The sequence below is a fragment of the Amycolatopsis sp. cmx-11-51 genome, assembly GCF_047608665.1.
Lineage (GTDB): Bacteria > Actinomycetota > Actinomycetes > Mycobacteriales > Pseudonocardiaceae > Amycolatopsis.
Genome location: NZ_JADNQO010000003.1, coordinates 626,048 through 639,255, shown reverse-complemented (window position 1 = coordinate 639,255; position 13,208 = coordinate 626,048). Strand labels below are relative to the sequence as shown.

The following is a 13,208-nucleotide window of genomic DNA, read 5'->3' as shown; positions in this document are numbered from 1 at the left end:
CTGCCGACGCTAAGCGATTCCGTTTCGCAAGTAGTCGGCTACTTGCTTAAGGTCGAAGCCTGCGCGGGTATCGTGGGGTGAGCTTTTGGCAGGCACTGCCGAAAGGGATCCAGACGCCAGTGACCGCTGAGGTACAGGTCCTCGCGAGGTAGCGATGGCCTCCTTCCTGCCTTGAGAGTAGGCAAGGAGGCCTTCACGGGCTCTGTATCTTTCGTCCTTTGACGCGGCAGGGTTGCCTGGGAAATCGACTTCCGTCTGCAATCGCCACTACTCGTACGCGTCACCCTTCAGTGGTAAATGTGCCGTTTCGCGGTAACGCGAAATTACGAACACCTGTTCGATAGAATTGCGGTATTATGGAGGGGTGTCCGAGACGATCCTTCACGAACCCCCGCAAGAACTGTGGCGTGCCGGCAAGCTGGAGCTTGCCCACGGCGTGCAGCGGCTCCTGCAGGTGATGAGGATGACATCCGCCGGTCTGGGGCAGTATCTGGCGGAGATCGAATCTCGTGGCGTGAAAGACTTGTACGGTTATGGCACGACGATTGCGTGGTTCGCCGATATCGCCGGGTTGTCTGCCGGTGAGGCACGGCCGTAGGTGAATCGCGCGATCGACCTGAACCCCACACGCGCTCTCGACGGCACGGAGATCCCGCCGTTCGCGCCCACCACCGCTGCCGCGGCCGCCGAGGGTGCGATCGGGGAAGAACGGATCAAGCAGATCCTAGAGATCCTGCGGAAGATCCCGGCCGAGGTGGCCGTGGAGGATCGGGAGCATGCGGAGAAGACCTTCGCCACGTTGGCTCGGGACGCGGGTCCCCGGCAGGTCTCGAAACTCGGGGACAACCTACTCGCCTGACTCGACCCCGACGGCAACGAACCCAAGGATCCCGAACCCGCCCAACCCCGCCGGCCTCAAGGCGCTCCGCGTCATCCGCGAGACACTGGAAGCACGAGGTCGGAACTACCGATCCACCGAATAATTTTTTTGTCTTGACAACTTGAACCTTCGGAGGGTTAGCTGACAGCACACCGATCGAAGGGAAACAAGTCATGGCCAAGTTCGCGAATGTCGACGACTACCTCGCCGCGCTGCCCGAGGGCCTGCGCGAAACCGCCGTCGCTCTGCGCCCGATCGTCAACGCCGCACTGCCCGGCTCCATCGAGGCGATGTACCACGGCTCCCCGACGTGGAGCGCGGGCGAAGCCGCGGGGAAGAACCTCGTCTGCCTGGTGAAGGCGTACTCGTCCTACGTCACCTTCGCCCTCTGGAAGGGACAGGCCATCGACGATCCGTCCGGCAGGCTGGAGGCGAGTGCACGGGAGATGGCGCACGTCAAACTGCGCTCGGTCGACGACATCGACGCCGAGTTGTTCGCCGGCTGGCTCAAGCAGGCACGGGACCTCGAAGCCACCGCGGTGGCGCGATGACACAATCGCCGTCGTGCCTGTGATCATCGACGAATCCCGTTGCCCGTGCGGCCTCGGCGAGCCCTACGGCGCTTGCTGCGGCCGCTTCCACCGGGGAACCGCCACCGCGCCGACCGCCGAACTCCTGATGCGGTCGCGGTTCAGCGCGTTCGCCGTCAGCGACACCGGGTACCTCACCGAGACCTGGCACCCGAAGACCCGGCCGACGGACCTCGAACTCGACCCTGGCCGGCGCTGGATGTTCCTGGAGATCCTTGGCAAGACCGGCGGCGGACTGCTGGAGCACGAGGGCACCGTGGAGTTCCGGGCCCACTACCGGCAGGATCGCCGAGCCGACAGCATGCAGGAGAACAGCCACTTCGTCCGCGTCGACGGGCAGTGGATCTACGTGGCACCGGTCAGCTGACGGGGCGGCCGCTTTTGCAGATCGCGAGCCGCCGGACCGGGCGGCTCCGAGCGCCGCGGTGACTCGCCGCGCGACGATTCCGAGTTCGCGCTCCGCTGTCCACCAAAGGCGGTTCGCCCTCGTCGCACGCGCCACCGGGGATCTCCCAGGTCTTCTTGCAGGACGGCTCCACGACCGGGAGGCAACCCGGCTCACCGGCCACCGCTGACGAACCCGGCGCAAGGGTCTGTTCCCCGCGCAACGTGGCGGCTACTATCTTCCCCACATTGTTAGGGAACTTTCTTAACGATTTCCGCCCAGGTTCGCCGCCGTGTGCCCGAGGAGGCGCGCTCGTGAGTTTTCGGCAGAAGAAAACCCGGATCCCGTTACTGGCCTTGACCGTCACCGCGCTGGCCGCCGCGGTTTGCGGGGTGACCACCGCTCCCGCCGCCGTCGGCGCGGAAGTGGCCGTTCCGCTGTCCGTCGGCGCCGCCGCGGGCAACGCCACCCCGATCCCCGGCTTCGTGATCCAGTCCTCGGCGCAGGTCGGCGATGACTCGGCGGTGTCGAAGCCGGGCTTCCCCACCGCCGGCTGGTATCCGGTGTCGTCGCGGTCGACGGTGTACGCCGGATTGCTGCGGAACGGCAAATACGCCGACCCGTTCTACTCCACGAACATGAAGAACGTCCCGGCGGCGCAGTTCTCCGTGCCGTGGTGGTACCGCACCGATCTGAACGTCGAGGACACCTCTTCGCGCACCTATCTCGACTTCAGCGGCGTGCTTTCGAAAGCCGACGTCTGGGTCAACGGCACCAAGATCGCGACGAAGGACCAGGTCAACGGCGCCTACACGCGCCACGACCTGGACATCACCGCGCACGTCCGCGCGGGTGTCAACAGTGTCGCGTTCAAGGTCTACCCGAACGACCCCAACAACGACCTCTCGATGGGCTGGATCGACTGGGCGCAGACCCCGCCGGACCAGAACATGGGCATCGTGCGTGACGTGCTCGTCCGGCGCGGCGGGCCGGTCGCGCTGCGCAGCGCCCACGTGGTCCAGAAGCTGAACTCCTCACTCGACCACGCCGACCTCACGGTGAAGGCCGACGTCCGCAACGACACGGCGAACGCGGTGCAGACCACCGTCGCCGGCACGGTCGCGGGCAAGCCGGTCAGCCAGACCGTCTCGCTGGCGGCCAAGGAGCGCAAGACCGTCACCTTCCCCGTGATCGGTCTCGGCAACCCGAACCTCTGGTGGCCCGCCGGGATGGGCTCGCAGCACCGGTACGACCTCGACCTGACCGCGAGCGTCGGCGGCGCGCCGTCCGACTCCTCGAAATCGAAGTTCGGTGTCCGCGACGTCAAGGCACCGCTGAACTCCAGCGGCGGGCGCCAGTACAGCGTCAACGGCAAACCGCTGCTGATCAGGGGTGGCGGCTACACGCCGGACCTGTTCCTGCGCTGGGACAAGACCGCGGCGGCCGACAAGCTCAAGTACGTGCTGAACCTCGGGCTCAACACGGTCCGGCTGGAAGGTCACATCGAACCGGACGAGTTCTTCGACCTCGCCGACGACCTCGGTGTGCTGACCATGCCCGGCTGGGAATGCTGCGACAAGTGGGAAGGCCACGTCAACGGCGAGGAGAAGGGTGAACCCTGGGTCGAATCGGACTACCCGATCGCCAAGGCTTCGATGTTCTCCGAGGCCGAGCGCCTGCGTGACCACCCGAGCGTCATCTCCTTCCACATCGGCAGCGACTTCGCGCCGGACAAGCGGATCGAGCAGGGTTACCTCGACGCGATGAAGGCCGCCGACTTCCAGCTCCCGGTGATCCCGTCGGCGTCGAAGAGGCCGTCCCCGATCACCGGCGCGTCCGGGATGAAGATGAACGGCCCGTACGACTACGTCCCGCCGGTCTACTGGTACGACAAGTCGCAGAAGGACCGTGGCGGCGCGTGGAACTTCAACTCGGAGACCAGCGCCGGGGTCGACATCCCGACGATGGACACGCTGAAGCGGATGATGTCGCCGAGCGAGCTGGAGACGATGTGGAAGAACCCGTCGGCACCGCAGTACCACCGCTCGTCTTCGGCCACGTTCGCGAATCTGAAGCTGTTCGGTGACGCGCTCACCAAACGGTATGGCGCGGCCGCGAACCTGACCGACTTCGTGCGCAAGGCGCAGCTCGCGCAGTACGAGAACGTCCGGGCGGAGTTCGAGTCGCACTCGCGCAACTACACCGACTCGAGCAACCCGTCGACCGGGTTGATCTATTGGATGCTCAACAGCCCGTGGACCTCGTTGCACTGGCAGCTGTTCGACGCCTACCTGGACCAGAACGGCGCCTACTACGGTGCGAAGAAGGCCAACGAGCCACTGCATATCCAGTACTCGCACGACAATCGCTCGGTCGTGGTGATCAACCAGACGTCGAACGCGGTGAACGGGCTGACGGCGACCACGAAGCTGTACAACCTCGACGGCACGGAGAAGTACAGCGACACCAAGACCGGGATGTCCGTCGGCGCGCTGGGCGCCAAGGCCACCGCGGTCACCGTTCCGGCGGTGAGCGGGCTGTCGACGACCTACCTGGCCAAGCTGGTGCTCACCGACTCCTCCGGCAAGGAGGTCAGCCGGAACGTGTACTGGCTCTCCACCAAGGCGGACACGCTCAACTGGGGCGGCAGCGACTGGTACTACACCCCCCAGTCCGCTTTCGCCGACCTGTCCGGGCTGAACAACCTCGGCCATTCTGCCGTCAGCGCGACGGCGAAATCAGTCGCCGGAGCCGACGGGAACACCACCACGACGGTGACGCTGAAGAACACCTCGGGCGGCAAGCTCCCGGCGTTCTACGTCGACACCAAGGTCGTGGATTCCGACGGCAAGCCGGTGCTCCCGGTCGAGTGGAACGACAACGCGATGAGCCTCTGGCCGGGTGAAACGACCACGCTGACCGCGAAGTACCGCACCTCCGACCTCAAGGGCTCCAAGCCTTCGGTGCGGGTCTCGGGCTGGAACACCGGCACGCAGACCGTTCCGGCCGACGGCTCGGGCCCCGGCCCTGGCAATCCGGTCGACTACCAAGCCGAGGACGCCACGGTCGTCAAGGGCGCGGTGGAGGCCAACCACGCCGGGTTCACCGGCACCGGGTTCGTCAACTACGACAACGTGGCCGGAAGCTCGGTCGAGTGGACGGTCACCGCGCCGGCGGCGGGCACTTACGACGTCGTCGTCCGGTACGCCAACGGGACGACGGCGAACCGCCCGCTGGACTTCTCCGTCAACGGCACGGTCAGCGCGTCAGGTGTCGGCTTCGGCGGCACCGGGGCCTGGCCGAACTGGACGACGAAGACCGTGAAGATGACCTTGTCCGCGGGAGTGAACAAGATCAGGGCCGTCGCCACCACGGCGAACGGCGGCCCCAACGTCGACAAGATCACCCTCTAGCTCACGGAGTCGCTCAAGGCCCCCTTCGCCGCCCGGCGAAGGGGGCCTTTCCCGTCTCAGCGTGGGTTACGCTTTCCGGGTGACCGGACAGCGTGACCCAGGCCCGCGCCTGCGCGACCTCGCCATGCTGCGACGCGTCCGCGACCGGATCGACCGTGACTACGCGCAGCCGCTGGACGTCGAGGCGCTGGCGCGCGGCGTCCACGTCTCGGCCGGGCACCTGAGCCGCGAGTTCCGGGCCGCGTACGGCGAATCGCCCTACAGCTACCTGATGACCCGCCGGATCGAGCGGGCCATGATGCTGCTGCGGCGCGGGGGCATGTCGGTCACCGAGGTCTGTTTCGAGGTCGGCTGCTCGTCACTGGGCACGTTCAGCACCCGCTTCTCCGAACTGGTCGGGATGTCTCCGAGCGCCTACCGCAAGCAGGCGGTGGAAGAGGGCCGCGGGATGCCCGGCTGCGTCGTCAAACAGGTCATGCGGCCGGTCAGGAATAGAGAAGCGGCTTCACCGCGCCCAGACCTACCTTGACCGCATGACCCTCTCGATCCACGCGTCCTTCCTCCCCGCCGACGATCTCGAAGCCTCACTTTCCTTCTATCGCGACATCTTGGGCTTCGAAGTGCGCGAGGAAGGCCCGCACCGGGTCACCGTCGGCCCGCCAGGGCAGCCGCGGACGTCGATCGTGCTCCATCCCCCGGCCGCCGATCCGGAGATCACCGACGAGGAACGCGCCACGATCCTCGAACTGATGACCAAAGGCACCTACGGGGCCATCCTGCTGTCCGCCCCGGACCTGACGGAGACCTTCGACCGGGTCCAGGCGACCGGCGCCGACGTCGTCCAGGAGCCGCTCGACCAGCCCTACGGCGTTCGTGACTGCGCTTTCCGCGACCCGGCGGGCAACCTGGTGCGGATCGAACAGCGGTAGCCGGGTCTCGGTGCGCGCGCACCGAGGCTTTCGGGTGATGATGAGCGGCGTGGAGATCGCGGTAGAACTAGTGGCACTGGTGGTGGCCGTCCTCCTGGTCACCACCGCGGCGCGGAAACTCGACTGGTCGGCGCCGCTGTGCCTGATCGCGGTCGGGGTCGTCGCCTCGTACATCCCCGGCGTACCGGAGTACGAACTGGACCCGGAGGTCGTGCTGCTGGGGCTGCTGCCCCCGCTGCTGTACGCGACCGCGATCCGGACCTCGCTGATCGACTTCCGCCGCAACCGCGGGCCGATCCTGCTGTTGTCGGTGGGGCTCGTCATCTTCACCACGGCAGCGGTCGGCGTCGTGGCGTGGCTGGTGATCCCCGGTCTGCCGCTCGCCGCCGGGCTCGCGATCGGCGCGGTGGTCGCCCCGCCCGACGCGGTCGCGGCCACCGCCGTCGCCCGCAAGGTCGGGATGCCGCGCAAACTGACCCGGCTGCTGGAGGGCGAAAGCCTCTTCAACGACGCGGCCGCGCTGGTCGCGCTGCGGACCGCCATCGCGGCCATCGCCGGTTCGGTCAGCCTGCTGCAGGTGGGCGGGGACTTCCTGCTCGCCGCCGGCGGTGGGCTCGTGATCGGGTTCGCCGTCGGCGCGCTCGCCGCGACGATCCGCACCCGGCTCCAGGACCCGGTCAGCGACACCGCGCTTTCGCTGGTGGTCCCGTTCGTCGCCTATCTGGCCGCCGAGGCGATCCACGGTTCCGGGGTGATCGCCGTGGTCGTCGCGGGCCTGATCCTCGGGCACAAGTCGCCCAGCATGCTTTCGGGCCGCTCCCGCCTGGCGAGCAGGCTGAACTGGCAGACCATTCAGTTCCTGCTGGAGAACATCGTCTTCCTGCTGATCGGGCTGCAGGTCCGCCGGATCATGACCGAGGTCGGCGAAAGCGGGCTGAGCGCGCTGGAGCTCGCCCTGATCTGCGCCGCCACGCTCGCCGCGACGATCGCCGCCCGGATCGTCTGGATGATCGGGATCGGGCTCACGCGGCGGGTGTTCCGCCGCCACGCCTGGCCGTGGCGGTACTCGACGGTGATCGCCTGGGCCGGGATGCGCGGGGTCGTCACGCTCGCGGCGGCGTTCGTGCTGCCCGCGGACACCCCGCAGCGGGCCGTGCTGGTACTGGTCGCGTTCGTCATCGTGGCGGGAACGCTGCTGCTGCACGGAACGACGCTGCCGGTGCTGGTGCGCCGCCTGAAACTGCCCCCGCCCGATCCCGCCGAGGACGCGCTGCAGGAGGCGGCCGTCATCAACGACATGACGCGGGCCGCGCTCCAGGAGCTGGAGAAGATCCGGACCCCCGAGGACCCGGACGACATCGTCGAACGGCTTCGCAGCCGGCTCCAGTACCGGTCCGACTCGGCTTGGGAGGAGCTCGGCAGGCAGAGCGCGCTGACCGAGACGCCGAGCGACGTCTACCGCCGCCTCCGGCTGAAGCTGCTCGAAGTCGAACGGGAGAAGTTCCTGGAGGCGCGCGACTCCGGGATGGCCGATGATGATGTCCTGCGCCGGATCCTCGAACGCCTCGACATCGAGGAATCCATGCTCGACAAGGAGGAAGAGGCCGTGCCGGACTCCGATCGGGAACTACGCACCCCCGCCGCGACAGCGGGATCCTGCAAGCATTTGACCAAGGACTGGCCGCAGGTCGAACCCAGCTCCCCGGACGTGTGCGCCGTCTGCGTCGAGAACGGGACCACCTGGGTCCATCTGCGCGAATGCGTCAAATGCGGGAACGTCGCCTGCTGCGACTCGTCGCCGGGCAAACACGCGACCCAGCACTTCCACGACACCCTGCACCCGGTGATGCGCAGCCACGAGCCAGGGGAGACCTGGCGCTGGTGCTTCGTGGACAAACAGCTGGGCTAGCTCGGTATTGTCCGGGTATGAGCACCCCTGAGCAGGAGATCGAATACCGCCAGCACCGGTTCTCGCCCCCGCCGGGATCGACCGAGATCTTCCTTGTCCGCCACGGAGAATCGGCCCCGGCTAAGGGCAGCTCGCCGTTCGACATGGTCGATGGGCAGGCCGACCCCGACCTCGCGCCGGAGGGCAGGGACCACGCCGAGCGGGTCGGGCGCCGTCTGGCGGACGAGCGGATCTCGGCGCTGTACGTGACCACGCTGCGGCGGACGTCGCAGACCGCGGCGCCGCTGGCGGCGAAACTCGGGTTCACGCCGGAGGTCGAGGCGGACCTGCGGGAGATCCACCTCGGCGACTGGGAGAACGGGCTCTTCCGGCGCTACACCCACGAAGGTCACCCGATCGTCGAGAAGCTGTGGCAGGAGCAGCGCTGGGACGTCATCCCCGGCGCGGAGACGATGGAGAGCTTCGGCGGCCGGATCCGGACGGCCATCGGCAGGCTGGCGGCCGCCAACCCGGACCGGAGGATCGCCGTGTTCACTCACGGCGGCGTCATCGGCGAGGTCTTCGCGCAGGCCAGTGCCGCGAAGAACCGGTTCGCGTTCCTCGGGGCGGACAACGGCTCGATCTCACATCTGGTGGTGTCGGGCGACAATTGGACGGTGCGGCGGTTCAACGACACGTCGCATCTTCAGTCGCCTTTCGGCTGATCAGGACGTGCAGGTCACCGGCGCGCCCGCGGCGGGGGCGGTGCGGTCGTTGACGACCTCGCCGTCGACGAGGATCCGGCACCGCAGCGCACCGCTGCCCGCGCCCTGCGCGGAGATGCTGTAGAACTCATCGCGGCCTTCTTGGCTCGCGCGGTCGAAGGTGGTGCTCCACGGCGCCGTCACGTCGGTCTTCTGCATGAGTTCCGAATCCTGTGCGACGTAGGTGACGTTCTGCGCGCCTTTCGCTCCGGACAGCTCGTAGACGACCGAGTGCGTCACGGTGCGGACGGCGGCCGCGGCCTGCTCTACCTGCGGCGCGGGCGGATTCTGCACCGGCAGGGAGGCCTTCGGCAGCACATAGCTGGTCAGGGTGACGGCGACGGCCATCACCCCCAGCACGACCACGACGGTCCCGAGCGGCTTCAGCCTGCCCGGAGCACCCTGTCCCGGCGCCGATGCCGGAGAGGTCGCGGTGGGAACACCCATGGAGAGGTCTTCTCTCGTCCGAGCGCACTTCCATCGAGTGCGTCTCTTATTTTTCGCTCGGAGGTGACTCCGCGTTAGCCGTTATCGGGAAGAAACCCGATATTCACCCTTTTGGGTGCCCTGACTAGGACGGAGTACCTGGTCATAGGGCGATCGGCGCAACCAGGCTAAGCCGGATAGCTCACTTTGAGTGATATCGACCCTTCAGTCGACGAGACCAGCCTCGGCGAGCAACCCCAGCATCCGCCGCCCCGCCGGCGGGCACAGGTGGGCGTCGGTCGAAGACAGCCAGGTGGACTCCGCGATCTCCCGGCCGGGCGCGGGCCTGCCGCGATGTTCGGCGGTGTAACAGGTCATCCGGACACGGCGACCGTCCGCGTAGCCGTCTGCCTTCTCGTTCAGCACCGTGAAGAAACGGAAGCTCAGCGGGTCGAGTTCGACGCCGAGTTCCTCCCTGATCTCCCGGCACAACCCGGCGACGTCGCCCTCCCCCGGCTCACGCTTGCCTCCCGGCAGGTAGAACCTGGCCTTGCCCTCGGTCCGCACCGTCAGCAGACGGCGGTCGCGGACGTGGATCCAGGCCAGTGAATCGATCTCTGCTTCCGACACGGCCCGATTCTGTCGTAGTGCCGGTGCATCATGGCAACCGTGTATCGGGAGACGACGGCACCCGGCGGTTTGAGCGACGTCGTGCGCTGCCGCTGGGAGGACAGCGGCGAGGCGCCGAAGCGGATCGTGCCCGACGGCTGCGTCGACCTGGTCGAGAGCGGCGGCGAGGTCTTCGTAGCCGGGCCGGACACCACGGCCTGGACCTGGGAAACGCCGCCCGGCGTCCGCGCGCGTGGCGTGCGATTCGCCCCTGGCCGGGCGGGTGAGGTCCTGGGACTGGGCGCCGACGAACTGCGTGATCAGCGCGTCCCCCTCGGCGACCTCTGGGGCCGGGAGGGCGGCCTGCTGGCCGAGCGGGTGCTCTGCGGCGCCGCCTCGCTCGCCGACGTCGTCGCGGAACGCCGGGCCGGGCATGGCGACCGGGAGATCTCGGAACTGATCGCCAGGCTCGACGAGGGCGTCCCCCGGGTTTCCGCCGCGCTGGAGCGGTTCACGACCGGGGAACGGCAGCTGCGGCGGCGGTTCACCCTCGCGGTCGGCTACGGACCGGCGACCTATCTGCGCGTCACACGTTTCCAGCGCGCCATCGGGCTCGCCTGGACGGCGCCGGATCTCGCTTCGCTGGCGGCATCGGCCGGATACGCCGATCAAGCGCACCTGAGCCGGGATTGCCGGGAATTCGCCGGAGTTCAGGCGAGGGCGTTCTTCCGCGCCAAGAAGTGCGCGGTGTCCATTGTGGATCCGTACAGCGCGCGGTAGTGCGGGTAGAACTCGTCGTAGACATCGGCGTCCACGCTCGGGCGGACGATTTCGGCGACCGGGTTCCAGGCTTCGATATCCGGTTCGCGTCCCAGCGCGGTCGACGCGAGAACGGCGTTCCCGAACGCGGCGCCGATGGTTTCCCCGGGGATCTCCTGCTCGATCCGCGCGACGTCGCTGACGATCCGCGTCCACACCCCGCCCTGCGTCCCGCCGCCGACGGCGACGAACCGCCGCGCACCGCCACCGGCTTCCCGCATGGCTTCGAGGTTGTGCCGGACCCCGTACGCCGTGCCCTCCAGCGCCGCGCGATACAGCTCCGCACGGCCGTGGGAAGTGGTGAGCCCGGCGATGACGCCACGCGCGTCCGGATCCGGTATCGGCGTCCGCTCTCCGGCGAAGTACGGCAGCATCAGCAATCCGCGGCTGCCCGCGGGGACATCGCCCGCCGCCGCGGCGAGTTCGCCGAACTCGCCGCCGGTGAGATCGCGCAGCCAGTCGGTGATCGCGCCGGAAGTGGCCATGCCGGCCGCGAGCGAATAAGTGCCGGGGAACGCGCCGCGGGTCGTCCACAATCCCCGGCCGGGGCGGGGATGGGCGAGCACCTGGATCAGGAACATCGTGGTGCCGTACATCAGCATCGTGTCCCCCGGCGAGGTGACGCCGACGCTGGTCGCCTCGGCCCAGGCGTCCACCGTTCCCGCCGTCACCGGAATACCTTGGGGCAGGCCGGTTTCCCCGGCGGCCTCGGCGGTGACCGAGCCGACCACCTCGGTCGGCCAAGCGAGCCTTGGCAACTCGATGCCGGGGGCGATCGCGGCCACCCGGTCCGGCGCCCACCGGGCCTCGCGCAGGTCGTACATCGGGTCGCACTGGCTCGCGGAATGGTGGTCGAGGACGTACTCACCGGTCAGCCGCAGCACGAGGAACGAACTCGCCATCAAGAAGAGCCTCGCGCGTTCGAACACTTCCGGCTCGTTTTTGGCCAGCCAGCGCCACTTCGGGCCGACGGCCTGTGAGCCGAGCGCGCTGCCGCCGCGTTCCACAATGGATTCTTCACCGAATTCCCGGTTCAGTTCCCGGATTTCGTCGTGCGCGCGGGTGTCGACGCCGTAAAGGATAGCCGGGCGCAAGGGTTTCCCGGAGAAATCCGCGGGCAGCAGCACCGGGCCGATCCCGCTGACCGACACTCCGATGATGGGATGATCCCCGGCGCCTGCGGAAAGTTCTCTGGCCAGAGCGAGGAAATCTTGCCACCACACGGTTTCGGCGTCGTGTTCGAACCAGCCGGGACGAGGCCGGGAAGTGTCGTGCCGCCGGGATGCTCTTGCCACCACGGTGCCCCGGGAATCGACGAGGACACCTTTGGAACTCGAGGTGCCGATGTCGATGCCGAGCACCAGGCCCGGGTCGCCCACGACACCTCCGATAGCCGAACGGCGAGTACCGCGATCAGCGGATGGTAACGATTGTCGGTCAAGCTATTCTTCCCGTGCGAAGGTGTCAAGACACCTGCAGAAGGGGAGGTCACGGTGGCCACCATCAACGACGTGGCGGCGAAGGCCGGGGTTTCGACGGCGACCGTGTCGAGGACGCTCAACGGGAAGTCCACTGTGGACCCGGTGCTCGCGGCGCGGGTACAGGCCGCCGCCGCGGAATTGGGATACCACCCGAACGGGCTCGCGAGGAACCTGCGCCGCCAGGAGACGGCGGTGCTCGCGCTCATCATCTCCGACGTGGAGAACCCCTTCTTCACCGCGATCGCCCGCGGCGTGGAGGACATCGCGCAGACCGCGGGCTATTCGGTGGTGCTGTGCAACGCCGACGACAACGAGGAGAAGGAGCGGCGCTACATCGACGTCGCCCTCCAGGAACGGGTCGCCGGCGTGGTGCTCTCCCCCACCGGCCGGGCCACCAACGTCGACAGGCTGACCCAGCGCGGCACGCCCGTGGTCGCCGTCGACCGGCCTCTGCTGGAGAACACCGGCGACCAGGTGCTGGTCGACACCCGGCTCGCCGCCCGCGACGCGACACGCCACCTGCTCGATGGCGGATACCGGCGCGTCGCCTGCGTCAGCGGGCCGCCCGGGGTGCGCACGGCCGAAGACCGGCTGGCAGGCTACACCGACGCCGTCGGCGCGGAGAACGCGCTCACCCGCCGCGCCGAGTTCCGCGCCGAAGGCGGCAGGATCGCCGCGCTCAGCCTGCTCGACGAGCCCGAGCCGCCGGACGCGCTGCTGGTCGGCAACAGCACGATGGCGATCGGTGTCCTGGAAGCGCTGGCCTCGCGCGGGCTGCGGTCGGGACAGGACGTGGGGATCGTGTCGTTCGACGACGCGCCGTGGACGACACTGATCGATCCGCCACTGACAGTGGTCGCCCAGCCCGCGAACGAGGTGGGCAAGGTCGCCGCCGGGTTGCTGCTCGCCCGGATCGGCGACAGCACGCGCCAGGCCACGACGACCACGCTGCAGGCGAAGCTGATCGTGCGCCGTAGTTCACGGCGCGCCTGATACCGCGCGATCCCAAGGCGGACGGATCAAG

12 protein-coding genes and 1 pseudogene are annotated in these 13,208 nt (G+C 68.1%); 10 read left to right on the top strand and 3 right to left on the bottom strand.

All coding sequences use genetic code 11. The features are described from left to right. Window positions 1-364: 364 nt before the first annotated feature. From ACM6LU_RS16435 to ACM6LU_RS16400, 8 genes and pseudogenes are all read left to right on the top strand, one after another. A pseudogene (locus ACM6LU_RS16435) lies at window positions 365-856 on the top strand (DUF222 domain-containing protein); the annotation flags it as partial. A 197-nt stretch (window positions 857-1,053) separates the two neighbouring features. Then, entirely contained in the window at window positions 1,054-1,431 is a 378-nt protein-coding gene (locus ACM6LU_RS16430; protein ID WP_414938537.1) for a DUF1801 domain-containing protein, read from the top strand. A gap of 19 nt (window positions 1,432-1,450) precedes the next feature. Continuing rightward, window positions 1,451-1,837 carry a YchJ family protein gene (locus ACM6LU_RS16425; RefSeq protein ID WP_414938589.1) on the top strand — a complete coding sequence of 129 codons (387 nt, stop codon included), beginning with the start codon at window positions 1,451-1,453 and terminating at the stop codon, window positions 1,835-1,837. 332 nt (window positions 1,838-2,169) lie between these two features. Continuing rightward, window positions 2,170-5,268 carry a glycosyl hydrolase 2 galactose-binding domain-containing protein gene (locus ACM6LU_RS16420; protein ID WP_414938536.1) on the top strand — a complete coding sequence of 1,033 codons (3,099 nt, stop codon included), beginning with the start codon at window positions 2,170-2,172 and terminating at the stop codon, window positions 5,266-5,268. A 61-nt stretch (window positions 5,269-5,329) separates the two neighbouring features. After that, window positions 5,330-5,797, top strand: coding sequence for a helix-turn-helix transcriptional regulator (locus ACM6LU_RS16415; protein WP_414938535.1), 468 nt, complete (start codon window positions 5,330-5,332; stop codon window positions 5,795-5,797). Window positions 5,798-5,801: 4 nt separating this feature from the next. After that, on the top strand, window positions 5,802-6,197 hold the full coding sequence (locus tag ACM6LU_RS16410; protein WP_414938534.1) for a VOC family protein: 396 nt from the start codon (window positions 5,802-5,804) through the stop codon (window positions 6,195-6,197). A gap of 40 nt (window positions 6,198-6,237) precedes the next feature. Further along, window positions 6,238-8,106 (top strand): Na+/H+ antiporter, encoded by a 1,869-nt coding sequence (locus tag ACM6LU_RS16405; protein ID WP_414938588.1) that lies wholly within the window; start codon window positions 6,238-6,240, stop codon window positions 8,104-8,106. Between the two features lie 17 nt (window positions 8,107-8,123). Beyond that, window positions 8,124-8,810, top strand: a complete 687-nt coding sequence (locus ACM6LU_RS16400) for a histidine phosphatase family protein (protein ID WP_414938533.1) — start codon at window positions 8,124-8,126, stop codon at window positions 8,808-8,810. On the opposite strand, the gene ACM6LU_RS16395 is transcribed toward ACM6LU_RS16400, so the two are convergent. After that, window positions 8,811-9,296 (bottom strand): MmpS family transport accessory protein, encoded by a 486-nt coding sequence (locus ACM6LU_RS16395; protein WP_414938532.1) that lies wholly within the window; start codon window positions 9,294-9,296, stop codon window positions 8,811-8,813. Between the two features lie 204 nt (window positions 9,297-9,500). Then, a complete protein-coding gene (locus tag ACM6LU_RS16390; RefSeq protein ID WP_414938531.1) occupies window positions 9,501-9,905 on the bottom strand; it encodes an NUDIX hydrolase in 405 nt (134 codons plus the stop codon). A gap of 30 nt (window positions 9,906-9,935) precedes the next feature. Here ACM6LU_RS16390 and ACM6LU_RS16385 point away from each other — a divergent pair, with 30 nt between their 5' ends. Next, window positions 9,936-10,664, top strand: coding sequence for a DUF6597 domain-containing transcriptional factor (locus ACM6LU_RS16385; RefSeq protein ID WP_414938530.1), 729 nt, complete (start codon window positions 9,936-9,938; stop codon window positions 10,662-10,664). Here ACM6LU_RS16385 and ACM6LU_RS16380 read toward each other — a convergent pair. Beyond that, the gene (locus ACM6LU_RS16380) at window positions 10,595-12,082 is read right to left on the bottom strand and encodes an FGGY-family carbohydrate kinase (RefSeq protein ID WP_414938529.1); all 1,488 of its coding nucleotides are present in this window, start codon (window positions 12,080-12,082) and stop codon (window positions 10,595-10,597) included. The genes ACM6LU_RS16385 and ACM6LU_RS16380 overlap by 70 nt on opposite strands. Window positions 12,083-12,196: 114 nt before the next feature. Between ACM6LU_RS16380 and ACM6LU_RS16375 the strand changes: the two genes are divergently transcribed. Next, window positions 12,197-13,177, top strand: coding sequence for a LacI family DNA-binding transcriptional regulator (locus ACM6LU_RS16375; RefSeq protein ID WP_414938528.1), 981 nt, complete (start codon window positions 12,197-12,199; stop codon window positions 13,175-13,177). Window positions 13,178-13,208: the final 31 nt, after the last annotated feature.